Origin of the sequence: Marinomonas foliarum, assembly GCF_016906065.1 — a bacterium.
GTDB lineage: Bacteria > Pseudomonadota > Gammaproteobacteria > Pseudomonadales > Marinomonadaceae > Marinomonas > Marinomonas foliarum.
In genome coordinates this window covers 1,403,457-1,429,661 of the sequence record NZ_CP070273.1, presented here as the reverse complement: position 1 = coordinate 1,429,661, position 26,205 = coordinate 1,403,457, and the positions used below count along the sequence as shown (strand labels likewise).

The following is a 26,205-nucleotide window of genomic DNA, read 5'->3' as shown; positions in this document are numbered from 1 at the left end:
AGTTGGAGTCATGATGTTCGCAAGCCTTATATGCATATTTTTTGCAAAATTGGTGTAAAATGTTTTTATGTGTTTTTAGTTATGTTATGGCCCTTCCCTAGCCTTGTAAGACATAAGTGGAGGGGATTGTCAGACTATATCTTTTTCCTCGACTCATCTGATATACGGATGGCTTGGTGTTGCTGGTTTTTGTCGTCCTAAAAGCTGACCTACAAGATATATGGGTTCCCGCCTTAGCGGGAATGACGGTGGGCTTTGGTTTTTAGTGTTCAACAGGGGTTGTTAGATGGTGAGAAAATTAGATTTTATTTGGTCTATGCCGCGATTTTATAAGCGGCTGATCAGTTTGGCTGTCGATGCTTCGTTTGTTCTTATTGCATTTATGTGTGCGTATTGGGCCCGTTTGGGTGAGTTTACGGGCTTTTCAAATTATGCGATTTGGTATGTATTAGCTGGTACGGTGGCGGTGACCTTGTTGGCCAATATCAAGTTGGGCTTGTATCGAGCTATTTTGCGTTATTTAACTTTTCATGCATTTAGTGCGATTTTGGTCGGAGCTGCAATTTCTGCTTTAAGTATTACAACTTTAGCTTATTTCTTTCAGGCATCTATTCCGCGTACTGTGCCGATTATTTATTTTCCTTTTTTAGTTATGTTGTGTGGCGGGTCGCGTTTGTTGATTCGCGGTTTGATTATGCAGTCGCCGCGTAAAGGTTATGAGTCTGTTTTGGTTTTCGGTGCAGGGTCTACGGGTAGGCAGCTTACTTTGGCACTTCGCCAAGCGTCTAGTTATCGTGTAAAAGGCTTTATTGACCATGATGTATCTTTGGCGAATACCATCATTCAGGGTATCTCGGTTTATGATGTTGCTCAGCTGGACGAGTTGATCGAAAAGTACCAGATCGGAAAAGTGTTGCTGGCGATTCCTAAAGCCAGCCGTTCAGAGCGTAAAAAAGTGATAGATCAGTTGTTGCCTTATGCGGTGGAAGTGTTAACCGTGCCGGACTTTGACGATATTGTCACAGGCAAGGCCAAGGTAAACGAGCTCCAAGATGTAGCGGTAGATGATTTATTAGGCCGTGATGTGGTGGTGCCAGTAGCACTGTTAATGCAGGCTAATATCTTGGGTAAAGTAGTGATGGTGACGGGGGCTGGCGGGTCAATAGGGGCTGAGCTCTGTCGCCAGATTTTGGCGCAGCAGCCTAGTCATTTGATTTTGTTTGATGTGTCCGAATACGCATTGTATCAAATAGATAAAGAATTAAATGAGCTACTTGCTGAGCTGTCTTTAAATGTCATCCTTGTTCCTCTGATTGGTTCAGTACAGCGTATCAATCGGTTGGCATCGATCATGAAAGCATTTGGGGTTCATACTGTTTATCATGCAGCGGCTTATAAACACGTGCCATTGGTGGAATACAATGTGGTCGAAGGGGTACGTAATAATGCCTTTGGTACTTATTATTGTGCGAAAGCAGCGGTTGAAAGCGGCGTTGAATCGTTTGTACTGATTTCCACTGATAAAGCGGTGCGTCCAACCAATGTCATGGGTGCCACCAAGCGTATGGCAGAGCTGGGCTTACAAGCCTTGGCGGAAGAAGAAACCAAAAAAGAAGCTAAACAAGAAAAATTCACCCGTTTTTGTATGGTGCGTTTTGGTAATGTGCTTGGCTCTTCCGGTTCTGTGATACCCGTGTTTAAAAAGCAAATTGCCGATAATCAGCCGATTACTGTGACTCATCCAGATATAATTCGCTATTTCATGACCATACCAGAAGCTGCTCAGTTGGTGATTCAAGCCGGTGCCATGGGCAAAGGTGGGGATGTCTTTGTATTGGATATGGGGGAACCCGTTAAGATTGTTGACCTTGCTAAGAATCTGATTCGTTTATCTGGTTTGGAAGTTAAGTCAGCAGCCAACCCGAATGGGGATATTGAAATCCAGTATACGGGGTTGCGTCCTGGGGAAAAATTGTTTGAAGAGTTGTTAATTGGCGATAATGTGCAAGAAACCCAGCATAAACGCATAATGACAGCCAATGAACGGTTTTTGTCTTTGTGTGATTTTGAAACAACTATGGAGCAACTGGACAAAGCTTGCCACGATTTTGATCACGAAAAAGTACGTGAGATTTTGATTGCCGCGCCAACCGACTTCCAGCCAATTGATGGTATTGGCGATTTGGTGTGGAATGCGAAACAAGCGTTAGATCAACAAAGCGAAGATTCAAATGTTGTACCGATGAAAAAGCAAGTTTTGTAGCCTGAAGGTCAAGAGCATAACCCCATCCTAACCTTCCCCTTAGAAGTGATAAGGGGAAGGGACTAAAGACCGCACGCGTACAGCCAACTTACCTGTTTATTTCTTGTGGTTCCAGATGGTAGCGGGTGTTGGGCAGTGTGCAATAGGGAAGTAACCGATGTTGCTGCGAATTCGCTGGGTGACGCTTTGGTGCCAGTTGGGTGATAGGGCTCGGTTTGGTTGGTCGTTTTCCAATGCGCAACATTGTCGTGGTGCAAGGGTGAGTTCTCGCCATGTTTTTAAGCGACGATGTTGGTAGTGTATTTTGCCTAGGTGCTTTGGTTCTATGGTGAGTAATGTTTGCCAGTGCAGTGGCTGATTCTTTGCTAGACGTGCTGTCTGGTAGCTGCGTTGTTTGGTCTGTTTCTCTATCCATTCTATTAAGAGACGCAGCACTATGTCTCCTATTCCATCTTTGCGGTAGCCACCACCAATATCCGAATGCACGCCAGCTAACCAAATTTCAACGGCTCTGTCGTCATGGTTAATTAATGTGGGGCGAAAGGCGAGGCGTTGTTCATCTAGTGCGACAAAATGTAAGGCTCGGAGTACTCCTTCTGGCAAGGTGTTTCCATGTTCGAATACGACTTCTGTGCTGGGGCGTTGTGCTTTATTTAGGTTTGGCATACCGACGGAAGCCACGGTATCGATAACGGCTTCTATGATAATAGGGCGTTCGATTAGTGGCGTGATGAGTGCGGCGAAGCGTCTTGCTAGGGCGGCCCCTCGGCTAAAGCCAATTAAGACAATGTGGCGAATGGATGGCGTGTAATGTGTTTTGAAGTCATTTATGGCGCGATTTAAAATGTTGGCAACGTGGCCCGCTTCGATGGCAAAGGCGGCATTGAGTTTCTGCTCTAGCCAACTGCCATAGGTGCCAATGCCCGCATAGTAAAAACTGCGATGAGGCGAATGAGTTGGCGCACTGTTTGTCTGATATTGTAATTGGCCACCAAGTAATAAATGGGATTTTAGTACATTGGTGATGCTAGATACGCTGTGTTCTGGTGCGAAGGCGTCATTTGGGCTATTGTCGGTTCCATCGAAATGAAAAAATAACGTCGACATACTTGTCTCCTTGTTGTGTTGAACACCATCTTCCTGATGGTTGTCGTTAGAATAACATGGTTTTATTGTTTTGTAGGTCGTGCTTTAGCGCGACAAAGGTTTTGGTTAGGTATGATTGGGTTTTTGTCGGCCTAAAGGCGTGACCTACAGGTGATTTGGTATGGTTGGGTTTCAATTGTCGTTGTTTTTTTAGGTAAGCGCCTCTTACCTCGGCTCATCTGAGCTACGGGTGGTTTTTCCTCCTTTATTTGTCCTTCTTTAATTCATTCTTATATTTCTTATCTCCTACTTTTGCTAGAATGGCGGCATTATTTTGCTATTGGCGATGTTTTTTTGTGAAGATTGTTCCTGTCATTTTATCGGGTGGTGTTGGCAGTCGTTTATGGCCGTTATCCCGAGAGTATTTTGCTAAGCAATGTTTGCCTTTGGTTGATAAAGAATACAGTCTTCTGCAACAAACTGTGTTGCGTACTTTGTCTTTGGAAGTGGCTGATCCTGTTGTGGTGTGTAATGAGGACCATCGTTTTCTGGTCGCGCAACAATTGCAGTCTATCGGTGTTAAAAAATCTACTATCCTTTTAGAATCGAAAGGCCGAAATACTGCCCCAGCAATTACGCTGGCGGCGTTTGAAGTGTTGCGAGACCAATCTGACGATACACTGATGCTGGTGTTGCCTGCGGATCATGTGATTCGTGATCTTGCTGCCTTTGAAGCCTGTATTAAGCAAGCCGTTGATCTTGCCAAAGAAGGGGCCTTGGTGACCTTTGGTGTGGAGCCAACACGCCCAGAAACGGGTTATGGTTATATTCGTGCGGGTGAGCGTTTTTCTGTGATGGAGTTTGTTGAAAAGCCGAATCTTGAAAAAGCCCAATTTTATTTAGATAGTGGTGAATACCTATGGAACAGTGGCATGTTCTTGTTTCGTGCCAAGGCGTTTTTAGATGAGTTAGTGGCTCATCGTGATGATATTTTCCAAGCGGTAAGTCTTGCTTATCAGCAGCGTTCCGAAGATTTGGATTTTGTGCGTATTGATGCGGATTTATTCGCCCAATGCCCTGCTGAGTCGATAGATTTTGCGGTGATGGAGCCAACCAAGAAAGCCAAGGTTGTGCCTTATGTTGGCGACTGGAGCGATATTGGTGCTTGGGATGCGTTGTACGATTACGCAGATAAAGACGCGGATAATAATGTCTTGCTAGGCGATGTGATGGCAGAAGGTTCGGTCAATTGCTTGATTCGTTCTGAGTCGCGTTTGATTGCGGCTGTGGGTGTGCAGGATTTGGTGATTGTTGAAACGGCCGATGCTGTGTTGGTAATCGACAAAAATAATGCCCAAAACGTGAAGCAGGTGGTTAAACGTATTAAAGCCGAAGGCCGTGAAGAGCACATGTATCACACCACAGTGCATCGCCCTTGGGGAACTTATCAGATAGTAGACGCTGGTGAGAGACATAAAGTGAAGCGTATTATAGTGAAACCAGGTGAGAAGTTAAGCGTGCAAATGCATCATCACCGTGCCGAGCATTGGGTGGTGGTGTCTGGTACGGCGAAAGTGCAAATTGGTGATCGTGAGATATCTCTCACTGAAAATGAATCAACTTATATTCCTGTTGGCGTGGTGCATGCTTTAGAAAACCCAGGTACGGTTCCGCTTGAATTGATTGAAGTTCAATCGGGTAGCTATTTGGGTGAAGACGATATAGTGCGATTTAGTGATTATTATGGACGTTAACTTATATTTTTATCATGCCATAAATATATCTTATGGTTGTGCTCTCTTTGGTTAAAGTTCACGGGCAGATTTTTAATATGACTATCATATTGTCGGGTAGTTTTTTTTGGATACTTGTTTTTATGAATGATAAATGAAAATTTTTGCTTTGAACTCTGAAAACCGGAGCTTTTTGGTTAATGCCTCTTTTTTAGCGTTAATGCAGGCTGCTAACACTCTTCTACCTCTCTTGACACTTCCTTTTTTGATCAGAGTGTTGGGCGTAGAATTATTTGGTCAGTTGGCTTTTGTCACCGCGTTTATGTACTACTTTGTCGTACTGGCTGATTATGGCTTTAATCTTACTGCTACTCGTGACATCTCAATTTATCGAGATGATTTAGATAGAATAAATTGTATTTATAGTAATGTGATAGTTATTAAATCAGTGTTGCTCATTGTTGGTTTTTTTTGCTCTTTAGCGTTTGTGCTTCTGATACCCTCTTTTTTCGAGTATTGGCCTTTGTATCTTACTTCATTCTTTGTCGTGGTTTGCCAATCTTTTTTTCCTATTTGGTTCTTCCAGGGAATGGAAGCAATGAAGTATGTTTCTTATCTTAGTGTTTTCGCTAAAGTAGTTTTAACAGCTGGTATTTTTATTTTTATCTCTGGCCCAGAAGATTATCTTTGGGTACCTTTTTTTACTGCTTTGGGATTTCTCTTATCTGTGCTATTTGCACTTTATTTGATCCATGTTAAGTACAAGGTTTCATTCAAGCGGCCGTCTTTTGTGGAAGTTCGACAGTGTTTAGTTGACGGGTGGTTCGTTTTTTTGTCTCAAATGAAGATTACTCTATTTAGCTCCAGTAATATTGTTATATTAGGGACAATGTCTGGTCCTGTAGCGGTTGGGTATTATGTTGCGGCAGAAAAAATTATGCGAGCTCTAGCTTTGGCACAAACTCCTATAACCAATACTTTATTTCCATTAATAGCAAAGAAAATAGTAATAGATAAAGCTGGCGCTATCGCGAAATTAAAAAAAATCGCCTATTTAGGTGGGGGAGGATACCTCGTTGTTTTAGGTACTGTGTACTTATTTTCTGATGAAATTATTGATCTTTTGTATGGCGATGAGATGCAAACTAGTGCATGGGTTTTAAAAGTGATGTTAATTATTCCTTTATTGATCTTTTTGAATAATATTTTTGGCACTCAGATTTTACTAAACACAGGACGGGGAAAAGCTTTTTTTTATGTTCTGCTTATTTCTGCAGTTTTAAGTTTAGTGTTATGTGTTAGTTTGACTTACTTCTTTTCTTATCAAGGTACGACGATAGCCTTATTGATTACTGAGATCTTCATTGTGCTAGCTTTTTTCTGTTTAGCTTGTCGGGAGCTTTTTTATGTTAGAGGGTAGTTTTTGTTTTGTTTGTGATGAAAAGGTCTTATATGGAAGCTAACATGCTTAGAATAAAAGAATACATATCTTTAATGCCAATTTTGATTTTTGTTTTTTTGGTTTTTCTTGCCACTGTTTTATCCGCATATTTATCGTTGGATTCATTGGCTTACCAGGAGATATTCAAAAAATATAGTGCAACAGGTTGGTCGAAAATTTGGCTAGAAATTAGAGACTATGAATTTTTTTTCTTGGCTCTGGCAAAGGTTTTTAATGGTTGGCCAAGTATTATATGGTTTGCCATAATTGCTTTATGCTCTGTTTCTTTAAAGTTGATTTTGATACATAAGGGCAGTCGAGATTTTTATTTGTCGGTATTGTTGTATGTGGCGTATTTTTTTGTGTTACAGGATGGAACTGGTATTCGTGTATCCTTGGCAATTGCTATCGCTTTCTTTGGGGCATTTTTTTTTAGTACAGGGCGAAAATTTCTCGCTCCCTTTATGATTACTTGCGCAGCTTTTTTATTTCATTATTCTCTTGCTCTGTTTTTTTTGATATTTGCTTTTCGCGGTAAAAAAATAACTTATATCCTAATACTGACCTGGCCTTGCTTGATTGTGCTTTGGTGGCTAGGTTTAAGTGGTATTTCTGTAATTAAAATGTTGGTAGTGCATATAGACCCAGAGTGGATTGGCTTTAATCAGTTAAGATCATATGCATTAAGGTTTAATGAAACATCCACTCCTTATTCAGTCCAATTTATTTTTTTATACATTGCATCCGTTATAGTCTTTTTTCGATTTAAAGATGATTTAACCTCTTTTGAGGTGATTTGTTTTAATTGTGTATTTGTATCCCTGATTTTTTTGGCTGTATTTGCAGGTGCTGAAGGTCTGCAAAATAGAGTTAGTGAAATTTTTAGATTTGGCTTAGTTTTTGTATTTCCTCTCTATTACCGGTTTTGCTTAGAAGTTACTAAAAAACCTGTTATAGCTAATGTTTTAATCGGTATTGGCCTCGCTGGTTATTTTTATTATTATGTATTACGTGCTGGTCTTATAGTGTGGCCTGACAGTTGGAATGTTTTTTTATGAGTCGGCTTTTTTGTGTTGTTGTTAGTTTCAATCCCAATATAGAGTATTTTAAAAAAGTATTGTTTGGGATATTAGAGAACGAAGTGTCAGTCGTTGTTGTTGACAATGGTTCTGAGAATATTTCTGAAATTATTGAATTTTTGCCTACCTCTGTGGATTTGCTTAGTTTAGGAGCGAATGTTGGTATTGCTAAAGCTCAAAACTTAGGCATTAAAAATGCCTTTGATGCTGGCGCTGAATACATTTGGCTAAGTGACCAAGATACTATATATCCATCTAATTTTGCGTTTGAGATGATGAGTGTTATTTCTTCAGCTGAGGATGATGGTCTTGTCGTTGGTGCAATTGGCCCAAGTTTTTTTGAGCTAAATCGACAGCGTGTAGAGGCTTTTGTTAGGTTTTCTCCATGGAGTAGACGATTTCAGCCTGAAAAAGGGTTAAACAAGGTGGCTCATTTAATTGCTTCAGGAATGATTATTTCTAAAAAAGCGTTTCAGGCTATAGGTCCAAAGCGGGAAGATCTATTTATAGATTGGGTTGATTTAGAGTGGTGCTGGCGAGCTAACGCTAAAGGCTATCAAGTGTATGGCACTGGGGATGTGATAATAGAGCATAACCTTGGTGATTTAATGGTTAAAGTGGCAAATAAGCAAATTTCTATTCGTAGCCCTTTTAGACACTATTTTATTATACGTAATGGCTTGTATCTTTGTTTGCATGATAATTTATTGCCCTTTCCTGTTAGAGGGCATTATTTTTTTCGTACTCTTTTGTTTGCCATTTCATATCCAATGCTTTCACCTAGTAAAAAATGGCAACATCTTAAGGTTAATGTTTTAGGTTTGTGGCATGGTATTATTGGTAGGTTAGGGCCCAAGCCATAGTTAAATTTTATAAATGGTATAAATATGAAAATTTTAGTAACTGGCGGTGCTGGTTTTATTGGTAGTGCTGTTGTTCGCTATCTGTTAAGTGATACTAAGAACTCCGTTGTTAATCTGGATAAGCTGACGTATGCAGGCAATTTAGAATCCATTCCTGAATCTATGCAAGATCAGCGTTATGCTTTTGAACGGGTGGATATTTGTGATGCCGTTGAATTAGATCGTGTGTTTGTTGAGCATCAGCCAGATGTAGTGATGCATTTGGCAGCTGAAAGTCACGTAGACCGTTCTATTGATGGTCCTGGTGATTTTATTCAGACTAATGTGGTGGGTACTTATACCTTGCTGGAGGCGAGCCGTAAATATTGGATGGGTTTAACGGACGATAAAAAAGCCGCGTTCCGTTTTCATCATATTTCTACCGATGAGGTGTACGGTGATTTACCTCATCCAGATGAAGTAGATGGCGAGCTGCCTATGTTCACTGAAACCACGCCTTATGCGCCTAGTTCACCTTATTCTGCAAGCAAAGCCAGTTCAGACCATTTAGTCCGTGCTTGGTTGCGTACTTATGGTTTACCTACCATTGTAACGAATTGCTCTAATAATTACGGGCCTTATCACTTTCCTGAAAAGCTTATCCCTCATGTGATTTTGAATGCCTTGTCTGGTAAGGCCTTGCCGGTCTATGGTGACGGTTCGCAAATTCGTGATTGGTTGTATGTAGAAGACCATGCTCGTGCCTTGGTAAAAGTGGCTACCGAGGGCAAGGTTGGGGAGACCTATAATATTGGTGGTCATAACGAAAAACGTAATATCGATGTGGTGAAAACGATCTGTGCTTTGTTGGAAGAACTTGTTCCAGCTAAACCGAATGGCGTTAATGCTTACCAAGATTTGATCACTTACGTGAAAGACCGTCCTGGTCATGATGTTCGTTATGCGATTGATGCTAGCAAAATTGCCAATGATCTTGGGTGGCAGCCAGAGGAAACCTTTGAGACCGGCATGCGCAAGACGGTACAATGGTATTTAGACAATCCAGATTGGTGGCAGCGTGTATTAAGCGGTGACTATCAATTACATCGTATCGGTGAGAACGGGTAAAGGTTTGGTTATGACAAAACGTAAAGGCATTATTCTTGCTGGCGGTAGTGGTACTCGTTTGCATCCATTAACTTTGGCAACATCGAAGCAGCTGATGCCTATCTATGATAAGCCGATGATTTATTATCCTTTGTCTGTTTTGATGTTAGCAGGGATCAATGAGGTGTTGATTATTACGACTCCGGAAGACCAAGCAAGTTTTCAGCATTTGCTTGGCGATGGTAGTCAGTTTGGTGTTGAGTTGACTTACGCAGTGCAGCCAACTCCTGACGGATTGGCGCAAGCGTTTTTAATCGGTGAAGACTTTATTGGTGATGACAATGTCGCGCTTGTTTTGGGGGATAACATTTTCTTCGGTCAGCATTTTTCTGAAAAATTAAAGCAAGCATCGTCTCTTGAAAAAGGGGCTACCGTGTTTGGTTATCATGTTTCTGACCCTGAACGTTTTGGTGTTGTAGCGTTTGATGAGGCAGGTAAAGCCATTAGTATTGAAGAGAAGCCAGCTAATCCAAAATCTTCTTATGCTGTGACTGGCTTGTATTTTTACGATAATGATGTGATTGAAATTGCTAAGCAAATTAAGCCTTCAGTACGTGGTGAATTAGAGATTACCGATGTGAACTTAGCGTATCTTAACCGTGGAGATTTACATGTTTCCTTACTTGGACGTGGCTTTGCTTGGCTAGATACGGGGACACATGACTCCTTGTTAGAAGCGGGGCAATTTGTGCAAACCGTTGAGCATCGCCAAGGTTTGAAGGTCGCTTGTTTAGAAGAGATTGCTTATCGCCAGCAATGGATTGACTCTGATCAATTGCGAGCTTCTGGTGAAGCATTGAAAAAAACAGGTTATGGCCAATATTTGCTTAAAGTCGCTGATGGTTATCAATAAAAAAGCTATCTGTAAAAGGTAAGTGTGATGAATGTTATTAAAACCAATATTGATGATGTAGTTATTATTGAGCCTAAAGTATTTGGCGATGAACGAGGTTTTTTTCTGGAGACCTTTCAGGCTGAGCGCTATAAAGAGTTGGCCGGTATTGATTTGCCGTTTGTGCAGGATAATCACTCTCGTTCAGGGAAAAACGTTTTACGCGGTTTGCATTTCCAAAAAACGAATCCGCAAGGCAAGTTAGTCCGTGTTGTGCGTGGTGAAGTCTTTGATGTAGCGGTTGATATTCGTAAAGATTCGCCCACATATGGTTTGTGGGCTGGGGTTATTTTATCGGAAGAAAACAAACGTCAGTTTTGGGTGCCGCCAGGTTTAGCTCATGGCTTTGTGGTGTTATCTGATGTAGCGGATTTTGAATACAAATGTACGGATTACTATGATCCAACTGACGAGGGTTGTTTGATGTGGAATGATCCGACGGTGGGTATAGAATGGCCAGAAGGGATTGAACCGATTTTGTCGGCAAAGGACCAAGAAGGTCTGACTTTGGATGAGTTGGCATAAATGCGTATTTTACTTACAGGTAAAAATGGTCAGCTTGGTCGTTGTTTTCAAGATGTCTTAAAAGACACGAATCATGAGCTATTTGCTTATGGTTCCGCAGAGTTAAATATCGCTGATGCTTCGCTTGTGACTGCGGTTGTTCAGCAAGTAAAGCCAGATATCATTGTAAACGCTGCCGCTTATACCGCTGTAGATAAGGCAGAAACTGACTCAGAGAATGCTTATCTAGTAAATGCAAAGGGGCCTGAGCTACTTGCTAGGCAAGCGGCTAATTTAGATATTCCCTTTATCCATGTCTCTACCGATTATGTTTTTGATGGTGCGGCGGTTCAGCCGTATTCACCGACTGATCCGATCAATCCTCAAGGGGTTTATGGCGCATCCAAATTAGCTGGTGAGATTAACCTTGCGGCAGCGTGCGAGAAACATATTATTTTACGCACGGCTTGGGTGTTTAGCGAATACGGCAATAACTTTGTAAAGACCATGGTACGTTTAGCGAAAGAGCGCGATGCATTGAGTGTCGTAGCCGATCAATACGGTTGTCCTACTTATGCTGGTGACTTGGCTCAGGCAATCTTAAAAATTTGCGAACAACATGAGCAGGGTAAAGCGCTGGCTTGGGGGCTTTATCATTACTGTGGTGACACGCCGACCAGTTGGCATGGCTTTGCTCGAGCTATTTTTGCAAAATCCTATGAATTAGGTGTGATATCTAGCTGCCCGCAGCTTAAAGCGATTAGCTCCGACCAATATCCTACCCCGGCTAAGCGACCTGAATATTCAGTGATGTCGACGCAAGCGCTTGCTTCTTTTGGTATACAGGCACCTTCATGGAGTATTAGCCTTGCTCTCGTTTTGAGTAAGTTAACAGGATGAACTTCACTGTTGTTATTCCTACCTATAATGGCGGTGAGTTGTGGAAAGAGTCTGCTCGACGCTTAGCCGGTCAATCTCTGATGCCATTCAGAATTAAGGTAATTGATTCCTCTTCTAGGGATGATACGCGCAAGACAGCTCAAGAGTTTAATTTTGAAATTGAGCGAATTGAGCAAAAAGATTTTGATCATGGTGGCACAAGATCTTATGCATTGGCTGACATTGAAACTGAGCTTGTTGTTTTTTTGACTCAGGATGCCCTTTTGGAAGGGGAGAAAGCGCTTGCGAATTTAGTCTCAATTTTTGATAAGGATCCGGAAATAGTTTGTGCTTACGGTCGTCAATTGCCGCACTTGAATGCTAATCCCCTTGCACAACACGCTAGATATAATAGCTATAAGCCAAATAGCTATGTGACAAGTCTAACAGATGCTTTCCCTGCGGGTTTTCGGAAAGCTTTTTTGTCTAATTCGTTTGCAGCGTATCGTGTAGATTTCTTACGATCTATTGGTGGTTTTCCAGAGCATTTAATTTTAGGCGAAGATGCCTATGTAGCAGCAAAAGCTTTGGTCGCTAATAAGAAAGTAGCTTATGTTTCTGACGCAAAGGTGCGACATTCCCATAACTATTCTGTTTTTCAAGAGTTCCAACGCTACTTTGATATTGGTGTTTTTCACTCCTCACAGTCTTGGATGATTGAAGAGTTAGGCTCGGTCGAGGGGGAGGGAGTGAAGTTTGCTTTAGATCAGCTGAAATATGTATGTAAAAGCAAAAAATATACTTGGCTTATTCCGTCTATTTTCACCTCAATGGCTAAGTTTATTGGTTATAAACTTGGGAAAAAACATTCACAGCTTGGTGTGGGGTTATCCAGAAAGCTGTCAATGTATAAAAGCTATTGGAACAGGGTTTAATAAGAAAATGCCGCATTTATGCGGCATTTTTATGTATAAAGCCTTTCCAGAACGTCAAAAAAATAATTCTAAGGTCAAACCAGATTGACCAGTGTTCTATGTAATATAAGTCGCATTCAATGCGTTTTTTAAGGTCTGTATCACCACGCCAGCCGTTGATTTGCGCCCATCCTGTTATTCCTGCTTTCACCATATGTTTTTGCATATAGCCTGGAATTTCATGTTTAAACTGATCGACAAAAACGGTTCTTTCTGGACGTGGTCCAACGATAGACATGTCGCCTTTTAGCACATTTATAAATTGTGGTAGTTCGTCTAAACTGGTTTTGCGAATGAAGGCGCCAAACTTGGTGACAGACATGCTGGTTGCTCCCCCCCATTTTACGCCGTCTTTTTCGCTGTCTACAGCCATAGAACGAAATTTTAACATGTTGAATGAACGACCGTTCCAGCTTACTCGCTCTTGTCGATAGAAGACGGGACCTGAAGAAGACAGTTTCACGCCTATCGCTAGTGCAATCATTATTGGACTAATGCAAAGTAAGATTATGCTGGATAAAACTTTGTCCTCCAGTGATTTTAAAAAGCGATTTTTTCCTTCTAGCATGTGCGACGTAGACAAATTGATTACGGGTAATCCCGCTACTTCTGTCATAGAGTGGTTTAGTAGCTGAAAACCAAAAATGTCTGGCACCATGCGTATGGTGACGGCACTGGTTGCCAGCGTGGTTTGTACTTGCTCCATTTGCACCGCTTCGCTCATGGGAAGGGCTATCCATACTTGATCTATGTGCAAGTCTCGTACTAATTGATCTATATCTTTTAATCCCCCAAGAATTGGAATGCCTTCTACAGAAGCTTCATGGTTTGCTGATGTTTGATCTGCAATAAAACCTGTGACCACTAGTCCCATAGATGGATTTTGAATCAACTTATGGGCTACATTTTGGCCTAATTCGCCATTTCCTATGATGAGTACTCGGCGTATGTTGTAACCTTTTGCTCTTAGTCCGCCAAGAGTTTTTCGTAAAACAAGCCGATAACCAATTATGAAAAATGTCGAAGAGGCAAGCCAGGTAGCCACCCAGATTCGAGAATAAAGTTCGGATGTTTGTGTCGCGAAGGCACTTAAAACCAGTAGTAGAAAGGTGCCGAAAGTAGCGCTAACAACGCATTGTATTTCGCTGGTGAAAGAAGAGCCTCGCCATGCACGGTAGCCACCAAACATGGATAATAGCGTCGCGCCAATAATGACGCCTAATAACAAAACATTCTTGTAAGCGATGTTTAGATCTAGGTGCGAAAAGCGTAACCAGTAACTAAGCAGACCTGTAGCGAATAAACATAGAATGTCGAGAACTCTGTGGCTGATACCGACAGACGCACTGTGCTCTTTTAATGTTAGTCCTTTTTTCACTTCTTTCTCATCTCGTATATTAGGTATAATCAATGACTTATATCCGCTGTATGATAGCAGTAAACGGATAAAAATTAATTGAATTGTCGCTCGTTACTCTGAATGTTGTGCATTTTAACGGTATGCTTGGCTGATCTGCCAGTCATGATACCTAATAAGGGATTTTTTTTGTATGTTGAACACTGTTTCTAGTGCTCTAGTGTGGTTTTTCGCTGCTCTGACTTTTGCGTTATCGATTACTGTGCCTAACGGCTACAACATTGGTACGACTCTTATTTTTATTTTGTCACTTGTTTTTTTGCTAAAGCCAAAATGGCATGAGCTGAAAAAAGAGGATAAGTTACTTTTTTGGGGATTTGCATTATACGCTGTCGCTATGTTTGGTTTTGTTTACCTTGACGGTTGGCATACTCGCGAGCTCGATAGGCCTTCTCGCTTTATTTTGGTTCTTCCCGTATTGCTGTTGTTACTGAAATCGTCCGGTCGAGAGCGATGGCTTTGGTTTGGTACCGTGCTTGGTGCGATTGCTGCATTTTCTTTGGCAATTTATGAGCGAAAGGTGCTTGGCTTTGGCCGTGCCCATGGTAGTGAACATCCTATAATGTTTGGTAATACTGGGATGTTGCTTGGTTTACTAAGTTTTGTTTCTGCAATGTATTTTTTAGCCAACAAACGTTATATCTGGCTAGCTTTGGCTGTCGTTGGGGGATTGTGTGGTATTGCTGCTTCTGTGTTGTCCGCTTCCCGTGGTGGTTGGGTTGCTCTTCCTTTAATTGGCTTTTTCTTATTATGGCAAAGCCGATTTTTGTTGGGTAAGAAACTGGTATGGAGTGTGTGTATTGCTTCTGTATTGTTGGTTGGGGCAGCTGTTGCGCTTCCGCAATCAGGCATAAAGGACCGTATTGAAGAAGCGATTAGTGATGTTGAGCACTACAGCGATGGATCTAATAAGACGACCTCTGTTGGTCTTAGGTTCGAAATGTGGAAAGCTTCTTTAAGTATGTTTGAAGAGTCCCCTCTTGTTGGCGTTGGCGAATATGGAAGTATAGCGGTAAAAGAACGTTTAGTTGCAGATGGCGCCATATTGCAAGATGTACTTCATTATAGCCATTCTCATAACGAATATATAAATGCACTTGGTTTAACCGGTATTGTTGGTTTTATATTTCTTATGTCTGTGTATTTGATTCCACTGCGTCTCTTTCTTAAAAAAATGCGTCAGTATCCTAATAATTGGAATATTCGCTCTTATGCAATGGCTGGGGCTTTGGTCCCTATGTGTTATATGGATTTTGGCCTATCGCAGGTGATGTTCAGTCACAACATTGGTGTGATGATGTACGTTTTTCCGATTGTGTATTTTTGGGCAGCGGTACGCTGGGCTGAACGCAAAGAGTTCGCGAAATGAAAACCTATATTCCAAGGGTATAAATAGGTTTTGGAAAAACACTTCATATAAAAAATGGCCATCACTTGATGGCCATTTTTCTAACTAGTGTATCTAATTTAGCTTTAGTGTTTCTAATAAAGCTTATTTAGCTTCTTCTGTTTCCTCAGCCTCTTCAATGCTATGAAGTTCAACAACAAACTTAAGCGCTGCATAAGCTGGAATAGGGCCTGTGCCGCCTGGGCCGTAAGCTAGATCAGCAGGGATGTATAGCTCGTATTTAGAGCCAACAGGCATAAGCTGTAGGCCTTCTGTCCAGCCTGGAATAACACCGTTTAGTGGGAAGGTAATAGATTCGCCACGTTTGTATGAGCTATCGAACACTGTGCCGTCTGTTAGGCTGCCTTCGTAATCGACTTCAACTGTGTCTGTCGCGCTTGGCTTGTCGCCTTTGCCTTCTGTGATGACTTTATACAGCAAACCAGATTCGGTTTTTTTGACGCCATCTTCGGCTTCTTTCTCTTTCAACCATGCAGCGGAAGCGGCTTTGGCTTCTTCAGAGGCTTTTTCTTCCTCAAGCTGTGCTTTTTCCATTTGTTCTTGCTGGTAAGCTTGGATAGTTTGGGTGACTTCTTCCATGCTCATTTTGCCTTCTTTGCCAGCAAATGAATCTTGGAAGCCAGCCATGAAGGTTTTCATATCTAGTTCAGAGAAATCTTGTGACATGCGAGAACCAAACATGGTGCCAATGCTGTAACCAAGGCGCTGTTCTTTAGAATCCAGTTTGATTGCACTGTCGTCTGCGTACGCAAAAGAAACAGAAGACATAACCAGCGCCGCAATAAGTGTTTTTTTCATAGCTATTTTTTTCATAAGGAAAGGTGTTCCATTATTTATTGATTTATCACTGAGTGACGTGAAGCGTTAAGACGGAGTTCGATTCGCATACAGTTTTAATAAAGCATATGGGGCGTAAACAAAGCAGGAACAATGGTATACGCCTTGTGCTTTGCAAAATCAGATCCGTCGTTTCTATTATGTAACATATGTGTTCTAACATAAGGTAGGCTGTTTATGCCAGTTTATCTGTTAGTACGTTACCAAAGCGACCCCTTCACCTGCACACTTTGTTTGAGTTCCAATAGATCTCTCTTATTTAGAGAACGGTTCCACAAAGCACAAGACGTGTTGTGAGATTAATCCGCTATTCTTGGATCAGACAATCGCTTTTACAAAAGCATGACGGTGTTTGCTAAAGCAGGTTTGTTTTTTAGAATGAACTTACACTTTATTGACATTCCTCGTAGGGCAGATGAATGAGGCACGAGTGTGATCTGCCGTTGAGGGATTCAAATGTCGGATCACGGTCGTTCCTCCCTCATGCCGAACTACGGGGGAGTCGTTGGTATTAACCTAGATTCCCATAAATAATGGAATAAGAATCGGTACTAGGATGCTCATAATAAAGCCGCTGGCGATGCACACAGGGATGATTTGCGCGCCATGAAACTTACCTAGCATGGGTAAGGTAAAGTCCATCGCGGTGGCACCAGAATACCCCACCGACATGTGGCTGTTGAGCCTTGCTAAAAATGGAATCAGCATGAGCGACAAAATTTCACGTCCAAGGTCGAGCAAGAAAGCAGTGGTGCCAAGTACAGGGTCACCTAGGCCGGTAATAAGAATGCCAGACAAACTGTACCAGCCGAAGCCTGAGACGACCGCAAGCCCTTGGTTCCAACTTAGACCTAATACAAAGCTGCCAATCCAACCTGCCAGTAACGTGGTGAAGATAGTGACAAGCGCTATGATGACGCCTTGAGAGTTTAAAAATAGCTTACGTAGACGGTGATTGCCTTGGCGTAGCTGACAACCGATTAGAAACAGCAAAACATACAGCAAGCCTGTTACCAGCTCGTCCACACCCGTTAGCCACCAAACATGGATAATAGCGTCGCGCCAATAATGACGCCTAATAACAAAACATTCTTGTAAGCGATGTTTAGATCTAGGTGCGAAAAGCGTAACCAGTAACTAAGCAGACCTGTAGCGAATAAACATAAAATGTCGAGAACTCTGTGGCTGATACCGACAGATGCACTGTGTTCTTTTAATGTTAGTCCTTTTTTCACTTCTTTCTCATCTCGTATATTAGGTATAATCAATGACTTATATCCGCTGTATGATAGCAGTAAATGATTTAAAATTAATTGGATTGCCGCTAGCTATTCTGAATGTTGTGCATTTTAACGGTATGCTTGGCTTATCTGCTAGTCATGAGACCTAATAAGAGATTTTTTTTGTATGTTGAACACTGTTTCTAGTGCTCTAGTGTGGTTTTTCGCTGCCCTGACTTTTGCGTTATCGATTACTGTGCCTAACGGCTACAACATTGGTACGAGTCTTATTTTTCTTTTTTCACTTATTTTTTTACTAAAGCCTAAATGGCGTGAGTTGAACAAAGAGGATAAGTTACTTTTTTGGGGATTTGCATTATACGCTGTCGCTATGTTTGGTTTTGTTTACCTTGACGGTTGGCATACTCGCGAGCTCGATAGGCCTTCTCGATTTATTTTGGTTCTTCCTGTATTGCTGTTATTACTGAAATCGGCAGGACGAGAGCGGTGGCTTTGGTTTGGTACCGTGCTTGGTGCGATTGCTGCATTTTCTTTGGCAATTTATGAGCGAAAGGTGCTTGGCTATGGTCGAGCCCATGGAAGTGAGCACCCTATAATGTTTGGTAATACAGGAATGCTGCTTGGTTTATTAAGTTTTGTCTCTGCAACGTATTTTTTAGCTAACAAACGTTATATCTGGCTGGCTTTGGCTGTCGTTGGAGGCTTGTGTGGTATTGCTGCTTCTGTGTTGTCCGCCTCCCGTGGTGGTTGGGTTGCTCTTCCTTTAATTGGCTTTTTCTTATTATGGCAAAGCCGATTTTTGTTGGGTAAGAAACTGGTATGGAGTGTGTGTATTGCTTCTGTATTGTTGGTTGGGGCAGCTGTTGCGCTTCCGCAATCAGGCATAAAGGACCGTATTGAAGAAGCGATTAGTGATGTTGAGCACTACAGCGATGGATCTAATAAGACGACCTCTGTTGGTCTTAGGTTCGAAATGTGGAAAGCTTCTTTAAGTATGTTTGAAGAGTCCCCTCTTGTTGGCGTTGGCGAATATGGAAGTAAAGCGGTAAAAGAGCGTTTAGTTGCAGATAGTGCCATATCGCAAGATGTAATTCATTTTAGTCATTCTCATAATGAATATATAAATGCGCTTGGTTTAACCGGTATTGTTGGTTTTATATTTCTTATGTCTGTGTATTTGATTCCACTGCGTCTCTTTCTTAAAAAAATGCGTCAGTATCCTAATAATTGGAATATTCGCTCTTATGCAATGGCTGGGGCTTTGGTCCCTATGTGTTATATGGATTTTGGCCTATCGCAGGTGATGTTCAGTCACAACATTGGTGTGATGATGTACGTTTTTCCGATTGTGTATTTTTGGGCAGCGGTACGCTGGGCTGAACGCAAAGAGTTCGCGAAATGAAAACCTATATTCCAAGGGTATAAATAGGTTTTGGAAAAACACTTCATATAAAAAATGGCCATCACTTGATGGCCATTTTTCTAACTAGTGTATCTAATTTAGCTTTAGTGTTTCTAATAAAGCTTATTTAGCTTCTTCTGTTTCCTCAGCCTCTTCAATGCTATGAAGTTCAACAACAAACTTAAGCGCTGCATAAGCTGGAATAGGGCCTGTGCCGCCTGGGCCGTAAGCTAGATCAGCAGGGATGTATAGCTCGTATTTAGAGCCAACAGGCATAAGCTGTAGGCCTTCTGTCCAGCCTGGAATAACACCGTTTAGTGGGAAGGTAATAGATTCGCCACGTTTGTATGAGCTATCGAACACTGTGCCGTCTGTTAGGCTGCCTTCGTAATCGACTTCAACTGTGTCTGTCGCGCTTGGCTTGTCGCCTTTGCCTTCTGTGATGACTTTATACAGCAAACCAGATTCGGTTTTTTTGACGCCATCTTCGGCTTCTTTCTCTTTCAACCATGCAGCGGAAGCGGCTTTGGCTTCTTCAGAGGCTTTTTCTTCCTCAAGCTGTGCTTTTTCCATTTGTTCTTGCTGGTAAGCTTGGATAGTTTGGGTGACTTCTTCCATGCTCATTTTGCCTTCTTTGCCAGCAAATGAATCTTGGAAGCCAGCCATGAAGGTTTTCATATCTAGTTCAGAGAAATCTTGTGACATGCGAGAACCAAACATGGTGCCAATGCTGTAACCAAGGCGCTGTTCTTTAGAATCCAGTTTGATTGCACTGTCGTCTGCGTACGCAAAAGAAACAGAAGACATAACCAGCGCCGCAATAAGTGTTTTTTTCATAGCTATTTTTTTCATAAGGAAAGGTGTTCCATTATTTATTGATTTATCACTGAGTGACGTGAAGCGTTAAGACGGAGTTCGATTCGCATACAGTTTTAATAAAGCATATGGGGCGTAAACAAAGCAGGAACAATGGTATACGCCTTGTGCTTTGCAAAATCAGATCCGTCGTTTCTATTATGTAACATATGTGTTCTAACATAAGGTAGGCTGTTTATGCCAGTTTATCTGTTAGTACGTTACCAAAGCGACCCCTTCACCTGCACACTTTGTTTGAGTTCCAATAGATCTCTCTTATTTAGAGAACGGTTCCACAAAGCACAAGACGTGTTATGAGATTAATCCGCTATTCTTGGATCAGACAATCGCTTTTACAAAAGCATGACGGTGTTTGCTAAAGCAGGTTTGTTTTTTAGAATGAACTTACACTTTATTGACATTCTTCGTAGAGCAGATGAACGAGGCACGAGTGTGATCTGCCGTTGGGGGATTCAAATGTCGGATCACGGTCGTTCCTCCCTCATGCCGACCTACGGGTTGGTGGGGTGGCGTAATTTTACCGGTCAGGGTAACAACCCCATCCTAACCTTCCCCTTGACAAGGGGAAGGGACAAAAGCGAACTTGACTCCTCCCCCTGCTAAGGGGGAGGCTGGGAGGGGGTGATTGAAATGTAGGATCACGGTCGTTCCTCGACTCATCCGACCTACGGGGGGAGTCGTTGGTATTAACCTAGATTCCCATAAACAACGGAATCAGAACGGGCACGAGAATGCTCATAATAAAGCCGCTGGCGATGCACACAGGGATGATTTGCGCGCCATGAAACTTACCTAGCATGGGTAAGGTAAAGTCCATCGCGGTGGCACCAGAATAACCTACCGACATGTGGCTGTTGAGCCTTGCTAAAAATGGAATCAGCATGAGCGCCAAAATTTCACGTCCAAGGTCGAGCAAGAAAGCAGTGGTGCCAAGTACAGGGTCACCTAGGCCGGTAATAAGAATGCCAGACAAACTGTACCAGCCGAAGCCTGAGACGACCGCAAGCCCTTGGTTCCAACTTAGACCTAATACAAAGCTGCCAATCCAACCTGCCAGTAACGTGGTGAAGATAGTGACAAGCGCTATGATGACGCCTTGAGAGTTTAAAAATAGCTTACGTAGACGGTGATTGCCTTGGCGTAGCTGACAACCGATTAGAAACAGCAAAACATACAGCAAGCCTGTTACCAGCTCGTCCACACCCGTTAGCCAGTCTTTGGCAAATATACCGACGACAACGCCACCTATTACCCAGGCGATGGTTTTTGCTGCATCCATCAATGCATGGGATTTGCTATCAGATGGGCCTTGGGCAAGGTTATCAGCATGAGTACCACCAAAACGTAGGCCACTAAGATATAAACCACCTAGGCTTAATACGCTGATCAGTACAAAGAAAATAATCGCTTGGTAACCAGCAATAAAAAGCTTTTCAGCCAAATTATCTAACGCCCCAAGGCTAAAACCGATTAAGCCTAAGATGAGGTACACAAGCTGTTCTAAGCCTTTTGCCACACGAGTTGGCGTGAATACCTTGATATTGACCCAGTAACCAAAGAGTAGGGCGATTAATAATGGGCCAAGTGTGGTGAGAATAGTCATGCGAGAATAGTCTTCCTAGACAGATGTGTTAAATACTGGAGCGGCATTTTCTCGGTATTGAGTTGTAAATACAAGTTTGGTTTTTGTGTTTCGGGTAAATGTTGTTCCAAGGGAAGTGGCTTAACGTAGTGTTTTTTGTTCCTTCCCCTTATCTTCAAGGGGAAGGTTAGGATGGGGTTGGTAAGGTTTTTTGACCCCCTCCCAGCCTCCCCCTTAGCAGGGGGAGGGGCAGATAAACGAGGTACGAGTGTGATCTGCCGTATAGGTAGGCAAAATAAAGCTGACCAGCGGTGCAATATTTGGTGATCGGTGGTAAATTGCTCGGCTGTTTTATGCGTGTTTTCTATGGATAGTCGGCGGTGATGTGTGGTTAAGCGTTTTCCTGTGTTAAAAGAAGTTCTGCATTTGTTGTTTCCTATGATACTAACGATGACATTGGAGCTGTCGATCAGCGTCGTCGATACCATTATGTTAGGCCATTACAGCGCGCTGCATTTGGCGGCAGTTGGTTTAGCATCGAGCTTATGGCTACCTGTTGGTTGTTTCTTGATTGGTGTGACCTTTGGTCTAACACCTTTGGTAACACGTCATTTGCATGGCAGGCAGCCGAAGCTGGTTAACTTGTATATGTCGCAAGCGGTTGGCTTATCCGTTGGGCTTGGTCTGTTAGCGAGCTTAGTGGCTATTTTCTTATTGCCTTATTTTGCTGGGTTGATGGCGACGGAAGAAGAAACAAGACAAGTTTCGGTTTCTTACTTGTATATTTTTGCCCCAGCTCTTCCTATGCTTGCACTTATGACCGCCTACAAAAATCTATTTGAAGCGGCGGGTCGCCCTGGTTTTCCATTGTTCGTGGCGAGCTTTGGCTTAGTGTTAAACATCTTGTTCAATTATGTGCTGATTTTCGGCAAGTTTGGCCTTCCTGAAATGGGCGCAAAAGGGGCTGCATTGGCATCTGCTTTGTCTTTGTATTTAGCTGTTTCTATGTTTTTTGTTTATGACCGCTTTATCAACAAAACGCCTCTGTTTACCCGTTTGGTGTGGCGCTACACGCGTAAATTTGGAATTCTATTAAACGTCGGCGCGCCAGCCGGCTTTGCCTTTGCCTTTGAGGTTGGCTTGTTTTCTTCGATGACGTGGTTGATTTCGTCCTTTGGTGATTTGGCTCTGGGTGGCGGGCAGATTGTCATGTCTTATACGTCTTTCTTATTTACGCCAATGATGGCAATGAGTGCCGTGACGGCGATTGTGGTAGCAAAAGCCATGTCGAAAGAAGGCGTAAGCGGTGTTAGAAAGCGTATACGTGTGATTGTCTGGCTAGGACTTTCTTATGTAAGTACCTGTTTTGTTATCACCCAGGTATTTCATAACCAAATACCTTACATTTATAGCAATAATGCCGAAGTGGTGGCCTTGGCAGCGAGCATCTTGCTGATTTCTTCTTGTTATCAATTCCCTGATATGCTGCAAACCGTTTTCACTGGTGCTTTACGAGGTTTTCGTGAAACACGCTCAACTATGATCGCTTTTGCCGTGTCTTTGTTTGGCTTGAGCATCCCGTTTGGCTTTTGGCTGTCTCACTACAGCCCTTGGGCCGAAACCTTGTCATTGCGAGGTTTTTACATTGGCCTAGGCGCGGGTTTAACCCTGCTAGCGGCGATTCTTATCGTACGTTTTCAAATTGTTTTGCGCCACTACGAGGGCAAGCGGATTGCCTCACCTAGGGAAGTTGCGTAAATTTAGACGAGTATATCAAGCAAAGGTCAGTCTTTTATTGAGAGAGAAGTATGAACACAATTTTAGTAACAGGTGGAACAGGTTTTATTGGTAGTCATACTTGCGTGGAATTATTAAACCAAGGCTATGATGTCGTCGTTGTTGATAATTTGTGTAATTCTAATCCTGAAGTTTTGAATAGAGTGAAGCAAATCACTGGTAAGACAGTGACTTTTCATGAGGTCGATTTGCTTGATGCTGCTGCGTTGAATGACGTTTTTAAAAAACATTCCTTTGATGCTGTGATTCACTTTGCTGGTTTAAAAGCGGTCGGAGAATCGACACAGATTCCTTTATCTTATTACCATAACAATTTAACAGGTACCTTGGTTCTGCTAGATGTCATGGCTCAACATGGCGTTTTTGATTTCGTGTTTAGTTCTTCTGCAACTGTTTATGGCGAGAATAACCCCATTCCTTACGTAGAACATTTTCCGCTGAGTTCTACTAGCCCATATGGTCGAACCAAAGTGATGATAGAGCAGTTCTTACAGGACGCTTTTGTTGCTGACCCTCGATGGAATGTGTCTTTGTTGCGCTATTTTAATCCAGTTGGTGCTCATCCAAGCGGCTTGATTGGTGAAGACCCAAATGGTATTCCTAATAATTTAATGCCTTTTATTACACAAGTTGCTGTGGGAAAACGTGAAAAGCTAAGCGTATTTGGTGGCGATTATCCAACTCACGATGGTACAGGCGTGAGAGATTATATCCATGTGGTGGATTTGGCTTTAGGTCACATCAAAGCATTAGAGAAGTTGGCAAGCCAAGAGGAGAAAAGCATAGAAGCTTATAACTTGGGCGCAGGCAAAGGCTCTAGCGTGTTAGATGTGGTTTATGCATTTGAGAAAGCGTCAAATCAACAAATCCCTTATGAAGTAATGCCAAGACGTGCCGGTGACATCGCCGAGTTTTATGCAGACCCACAAAAAGCCAAGCTGATGCTTGGTTGGCAAGTTGAACTATCTCTTGAAGCTATGTGTCGTGATGCTTGGAATTGGCAAAGTAATAATCCGCAAGGGTATGGTGAGTAAATCATTTTTTTCTGTTTTCAAGGGAAGGTTTTTACATTGGCCTAGGTGCGGGTTTACCCCTGCAATTGTTTTGCGTCGATACGAAGGTAAGCGGATTGCCTCGCCTAGGGAAGTGGCTTAATGTCACGTTTTTGTCCCTTCCCCTTATCTTCAAGGGGAAGGTTAGGATGGGGTTGATAAGGTCTTTTGACCCCCTCCCAGCCTCCCCCTTAGCAGGGGGAGGAGCTAGCTACTCTTCTAAAAGTCTCTACACAGTTCAATTAACGCATCTATGTCCATGTGTTGTTCTGTGCTGTCGGCGAGGCGGTTGATTTCGCTGTTGCGGTATTGGTCGTAGTCGAAGGTGGCGGCTTGGTCGATGCCGGCCCAGTGGAGTAAAGCTTGTAGGGCTTCTGGGTGGTCGAATACGCCATGAAGGTAAGTACCTATGATGTTGCCATCGTCTGAAATGTAGCCTTCTTTCTCGCCATTCTCTAATTCTGCAAAGCGTTTGTAGGCGGTTGCATTGGAAAACTCTGAAATGCCAGAGTGAATTTCATAACCTGTGACTTGGGCATTGGCTGCGAAAGCGAGCTTTCCATGGCGTTGCTTAAGCTGTTTTTCTTCTTTAAGCGTTGTTTCCATAGGGATTAAACCAAAACCTTTAGATTGGGTGTTGGCGTGTTGGTTTTCTAGCCCTAGTGGATCGAGCAGTTGTTCACCGAGCATTTGATAGCCGCCGCATATCCCGATGACTTTTCCGCCGTATCTTAGGTGTTTTTTCAAATAATCTTCCCAGCCTTCTTGGCGTAGAAAGGCGAGGTCGCTTTGTACGCTTTTGCTGCCTGGTAAAATGACTAGATCCGCTGGTGGAATGCTTTCATTGGCGCCAACAAGGGTAACTTGAACATCAGGGTGCAGACGTAATGCGTCCCAGTCCGTGTGGTTGCTGGTACGCGGCATGATGGGAATGACGATGTTTAACTTGGCGTTGGTGTCGGTTTTTATTGGGCTTTTGGCAACGGCGTCTTCGGATTCTAGATGAAAACCTTTTAAGAAAGGCAGTACGCCTAAAACCGGTTTGCCGGTGCGTTCTTCGAGCCAATCTAAGCCAGATTGCAGCAAGCTGATGTCGCCACGAAAACGGTTAATGACAAAGCCAATCACTCTGTCTTGTTCACTTTGACTGAGCAAATCCAAAGTACCAACGAGATGAGCAAACACACCACCTTTGTCGATATCGGCGATGATGATAACAGGGCAATCGATGCTTTCAGCAAAGCCCATGTTGGCGATGTCGCGAGCGCGTAAGTTGATTTCCGCAGGGCTGCCTGCACCTTCAATTAACACGGCTTGGTATTGATCGGCCAGACGATGATAAGAATCTAACGCGGCGACTTTGGCGATGCTTTTGTATTCGTGATACCCCACGGCGTTCATGTTGCCCACGGCTTTGCCTTGAATGATGACTTGCGCGCCTGTATCTGTGTTGGGCTTAAGTAGAATGGGGTTCATGTCCACGTGGGGTTCAAGCCCTGCGGCATAGGCTTGTACGGCTTGGGCTCGGCCAATTTCGTTGCCATCTTGGGTGACGGCGCTGTTTAATGCCATGTTTTGTGGTTTGAATGGCGCAACTGAAATGCCTCGGCGATGTAATAAGCGGCATAGCGCCGTGACTAATGTACTTTTTCCGGCGTCCGAGGTGGTTCCTTGGATCATTAAACTAAAGGCTGGCATTCAGTATCATCACGCTTCAAATCAATAAGGTGGTA

General features: G+C 42.8%; 22 protein-coding genes. 14 read left to right on the top strand and 8 right to left on the bottom strand.

Annotation, left to right across the window (positions count from 1 at the left end; genetic code table 11):
- Window positions 1-286: 286 nt before the first annotated feature.
- Entirely contained in the window at window positions 287-2,263 is a 1,977-nt protein-coding gene (locus tag JSY38_RS06640; protein ID WP_205115934.1) for a polysaccharide biosynthesis protein, read from the top strand.
- 96 nt (window positions 2,264-2,359) lie between these two features.
- On the opposite strand, the gene JSY38_RS06635 is transcribed toward JSY38_RS06640, so the two are convergent.
- Window positions 2,360-3,370 carry a T6SS phospholipase effector Tle1-like catalytic domain-containing protein gene (locus tag JSY38_RS06635; protein ID WP_205115933.1) on the bottom strand — a complete coding sequence of 337 codons (1,011 nt, stop codon included), beginning with the start codon at window positions 3,368-3,370 and terminating at the stop codon, window positions 2,360-2,362.
- Between the two features lie 335 nt (window positions 3,371-3,705).
- Between JSY38_RS06635 and JSY38_RS06630 the strand changes: the two genes are divergently transcribed.
- From JSY38_RS06630 to JSY38_RS06590, 9 genes are all read left to right on the top strand, one after another.
- The gene (locus JSY38_RS06630; protein WP_239544399.1) at window positions 3,706-5,103 is read left to right on the top strand and encodes a mannose-1-phosphate guanylyltransferase/mannose-6-phosphate isomerase; all 1,398 of its coding nucleotides are present in this window, start codon (window positions 3,706-3,708) and stop codon (window positions 5,101-5,103) included.
- Between the two features lie 133 nt (window positions 5,104-5,236).
- Window positions 5,237-6,502: a flippase gene (locus JSY38_RS06625; protein WP_205115931.1), complete on the top strand. Its 1,266-nt coding sequence runs from the start codon at window positions 5,237-5,239 to the stop codon at window positions 6,500-6,502.
- A 32-nt stretch (window positions 6,503-6,534) separates the two neighbouring features.
- Window positions 6,535-7,581 (top strand): EpsG family protein, encoded by a 1,047-nt coding sequence (locus JSY38_RS06620; RefSeq protein WP_205115930.1) that lies wholly within the window; start codon window positions 6,535-6,537, stop codon window positions 7,579-7,581.
- On the top strand, window positions 7,578-8,465 hold the full coding sequence (locus tag JSY38_RS06615; RefSeq protein WP_205115929.1) for a glycosyltransferase family 2 protein: 888 nt from the start codon (window positions 7,578-7,580) through the stop codon (window positions 8,463-8,465). The genes JSY38_RS06620 and JSY38_RS06615 overlap by 4 nt, the downstream gene beginning before the upstream one ends.
- A 24-nt stretch (window positions 8,466-8,489) precedes the next feature.
- Window positions 8,490-9,572 (top strand): dTDP-glucose 4,6-dehydratase, encoded by a 1,083-nt coding sequence (rfbB, locus tag JSY38_RS06610; protein WP_205115928.1) that lies wholly within the window; start codon window positions 8,490-8,492, stop codon window positions 9,570-9,572.
- A 10-nt stretch (window positions 9,573-9,582) separates the two neighbouring features.
- Window positions 9,583-10,464: a glucose-1-phosphate thymidylyltransferase RfbA gene (gene rfbA, locus JSY38_RS06605; protein ID WP_114412554.1), complete on the top strand. Its 882-nt coding sequence runs from the start codon at window positions 9,583-9,585 to the stop codon at window positions 10,462-10,464.
- A 27-nt stretch (window positions 10,465-10,491) separates the two neighbouring features.
- On the top strand, window positions 10,492-11,028 hold the full coding sequence (rfbC, locus tag JSY38_RS06600) for a dTDP-4-dehydrorhamnose 3,5-epimerase (RefSeq protein ID WP_205115927.1): 537 nt from the start codon (window positions 10,492-10,494) through the stop codon (window positions 11,026-11,028).
- Entirely contained in the window at window positions 11,029-11,907 is an 879-nt protein-coding gene (rfbD, locus tag JSY38_RS06595) for a dTDP-4-dehydrorhamnose reductase (protein WP_205115925.1), read from the top strand.
- Window positions 11,904-12,821, top strand: a complete 918-nt coding sequence (locus tag JSY38_RS06590) for a glycosyltransferase family 2 protein (protein ID WP_205115923.1) — start codon at window positions 11,904-11,906, stop codon at window positions 12,819-12,821. The genes rfbD and JSY38_RS06590 overlap by 4 nt, the downstream gene beginning before the upstream one ends.
- Window positions 12,822-12,837: 16 nt before the next feature.
- On the opposite strand, the gene JSY38_RS06585 is transcribed toward JSY38_RS06590, so the two are convergent.
- The gene (locus JSY38_RS06585) at window positions 12,838-14,238 is read right to left on the bottom strand and encodes an undecaprenyl-phosphate glucose phosphotransferase (protein WP_205115922.1); all 1,401 of its coding nucleotides are present in this window, start codon (window positions 14,236-14,238) and stop codon (window positions 12,838-12,840) included.
- A gap of 172 nt (window positions 14,239-14,410) precedes the next feature.
- Here JSY38_RS06585 and JSY38_RS06580 point away from each other — a divergent pair, with 172 nt between their 5' ends.
- Window positions 14,411-15,646, top strand: a complete 1,236-nt coding sequence (locus JSY38_RS06580; RefSeq protein ID WP_205115917.1) for an O-antigen ligase family protein — start codon at window positions 14,411-14,413, stop codon at window positions 15,644-15,646.
- Window positions 15,647-15,769: 123 nt separating this feature from the next.
- On the opposite strand, the gene JSY38_RS06575 is transcribed toward JSY38_RS06580, so the two are convergent.
- The 3 genes from JSY38_RS06575 to JSY38_RS06565 form a co-directional block, all read right to left on the bottom strand.
- Window positions 15,770-16,498 carry a BamJ family beta-barrel-assembly machinery protein gene (locus JSY38_RS06575; RefSeq protein WP_239544394.1) on the bottom strand — a complete coding sequence of 243 codons (729 nt, stop codon included), beginning with the start codon at window positions 16,496-16,498 and terminating at the stop codon, window positions 15,770-15,772.
- 540 nt (window positions 16,499-17,038) lie between these two features.
- Window positions 17,039-17,548, bottom strand: coding sequence for a LysO family transporter (locus JSY38_RS06570; protein WP_239544396.1), 510 nt, complete (start codon window positions 17,546-17,548; stop codon window positions 17,039-17,041).
- Between the two features lie 5 nt (window positions 17,549-17,553).
- Window positions 17,554-17,757 carry a hypothetical protein gene (locus tag JSY38_RS06565; protein ID WP_205115915.1) on the bottom strand — a complete coding sequence of 68 codons (204 nt, stop codon included), beginning with the start codon at window positions 17,755-17,757 and terminating at the stop codon, window positions 17,554-17,556.
- A gap of 172 nt (window positions 17,758-17,929) precedes the next feature.
- On the opposite strand from JSY38_RS06565, the gene JSY38_RS06560 reads away from it, so the two are divergent.
- A complete protein-coding gene (locus tag JSY38_RS06560) occupies window positions 17,930-19,165 on the top strand; it encodes an O-antigen ligase family protein (RefSeq protein ID WP_205115913.1) in 1,236 nt (411 codons plus the stop codon).
- 123 nt (window positions 19,166-19,288) lie between these two features.
- Here the strand turns inward: JSY38_RS06560 and JSY38_RS06555 are convergent, their stop codons facing one another.
- Both JSY38_RS06555 and JSY38_RS06550 read right to left on the bottom strand, forming a co-directional pair.
- Window positions 19,289-20,017, bottom strand: coding sequence for a BamJ family beta-barrel-assembly machinery protein (locus tag JSY38_RS06555; RefSeq protein WP_239544394.1), 729 nt, complete (start codon window positions 20,015-20,017; stop codon window positions 19,289-19,291).
- A gap of 715 nt (window positions 20,018-20,732) precedes the next feature.
- The gene (locus tag JSY38_RS06550; protein WP_205115911.1) at window positions 20,733-21,644 is read right to left on the bottom strand and encodes a LysO family transporter; all 912 of its coding nucleotides are present in this window, start codon (window positions 21,642-21,644) and stop codon (window positions 20,733-20,735) included.
- A gap of 366 nt (window positions 21,645-22,010) precedes the next feature.
- Here JSY38_RS06550 and JSY38_RS06545 point away from each other — a divergent pair, with 366 nt between their 5' ends.
- Both JSY38_RS06545 and galE read left to right on the top strand, forming a co-directional pair.
- Entirely contained in the window at window positions 22,011-23,381 is a 1,371-nt protein-coding gene (locus tag JSY38_RS06545) for an MATE family efflux transporter (protein WP_239544391.1), read from the top strand.
- Window positions 23,382-23,431: 50 nt separating this feature from the next.
- Complete coding sequence (galE, locus tag JSY38_RS06540) at window positions 23,432-24,454, top strand: UDP-glucose 4-epimerase GalE (RefSeq protein WP_205115909.1); 1,023 nt, start codon at window positions 23,432-23,434, stop codon at window positions 24,452-24,454.
- 237 nt (window positions 24,455-24,691) lie between these two features.
- On the opposite strand, the gene JSY38_RS06535 is transcribed toward galE, so the two are convergent.
- The gene (locus JSY38_RS06535; RefSeq protein WP_205115908.1) at window positions 24,692-26,170 is read right to left on the bottom strand and encodes a cobyric acid synthase; all 1,479 of its coding nucleotides are present in this window, start codon (window positions 26,168-26,170) and stop codon (window positions 24,692-24,694) included.
- Window positions 26,171-26,205 lie beyond the last annotated feature (35 nt).

Bases quoted from the DNA above. Each gene is read 5' to 3' on its own strand.
- rfbB (WP_205115928.1), top strand. From the start codon at position 8,490: ATGAAAATTTTAGTAACTGGCGGTGCTGGTTTTATTGGTAGTGCTGTT.
- JSY38_RS06615 (WP_205115929.1), top strand. From the start codon at position 7,578: ATGAGTCGGCTTTTTTGTGTTGTTGTTAGTTTCAATCCCAATATAGAG.
- JSY38_RS06635 (WP_205115933.1), bottom strand. From the start codon at position 3,370: ATGTCGACGTTATTTTTTCATTTCGATGGAACCGACAATAGCCCAAAT.
- JSY38_RS06555 (WP_239544394.1), bottom strand. From the start codon at position 20,017: ATGAAAAAAATAGCTATGAAAAAAACACTTATTGCGGCGCTGGTTATG.
- JSY38_RS06550 (WP_205115911.1), bottom strand. From the start codon at position 21,644: ATGACTATTCTCACCACACTTGGCCCATTATTAATCGCCCTACTCTTT.
- JSY38_RS06625 (WP_205115931.1), top strand. From the start codon at position 5,237: ATGAAAATTTTTGCTTTGAACTCTGAAAACCGGAGCTTTTTGGTTAAT.
- JSY38_RS06580 (WP_205115917.1), top strand. From the start codon at position 14,411: ATGTTGAACACTGTTTCTAGTGCTCTAGTGTGGTTTTTCGCTGCTCTG.
- rfbA (WP_114412554.1), top strand. From the start codon at position 9,583: ATGACAAAACGTAAAGGCATTATTCTTGCTGGCGGTAGTGGTACTCGT.
- JSY38_RS06590 (WP_205115923.1), top strand. From the start codon at position 11,904: ATGAACTTCACTGTTGTTATTCCTACCTATAATGGCGGTGAGTTGTGG.
- rfbD (WP_205115925.1), top strand. From the start codon at position 11,029: ATGCGTATTTTACTTACAGGTAAAAATGGTCAGCTTGGTCGTTGTTTT.
- JSY38_RS06640 (WP_205115934.1), top strand. From the start codon at position 287: ATGGTGAGAAAATTAGATTTTATTTGGTCTATGCCGCGATTTTATAAG.
- galE (WP_205115909.1), top strand. From the start codon at position 23,432: ATGAACACAATTTTAGTAACAGGTGGAACAGGTTTTATTGGTAGTCAT.
- JSY38_RS06575 (WP_239544394.1), bottom strand. From the start codon at position 16,498: ATGAAAAAAATAGCTATGAAAAAAACACTTATTGCGGCGCTGGTTATG.
- JSY38_RS06535 (WP_205115908.1), bottom strand. From the start codon at position 26,170: ATGCCAGCCTTTAGTTTAATGATCCAAGGAACCACCTCGGACGCCGGA.
- JSY38_RS06560 (WP_205115913.1), top strand. From the start codon at position 17,930: ATGTTGAACACTGTTTCTAGTGCTCTAGTGTGGTTTTTCGCTGCCCTG.
- rfbC (WP_205115927.1), top strand. From the start codon at position 10,492: ATGAATGTTATTAAAACCAATATTGATGATGTAGTTATTATTGAGCCT.
- JSY38_RS06620 (WP_205115930.1), top strand. From the start codon at position 6,535: ATGGAAGCTAACATGCTTAGAATAAAAGAATACATATCTTTAATGCCA.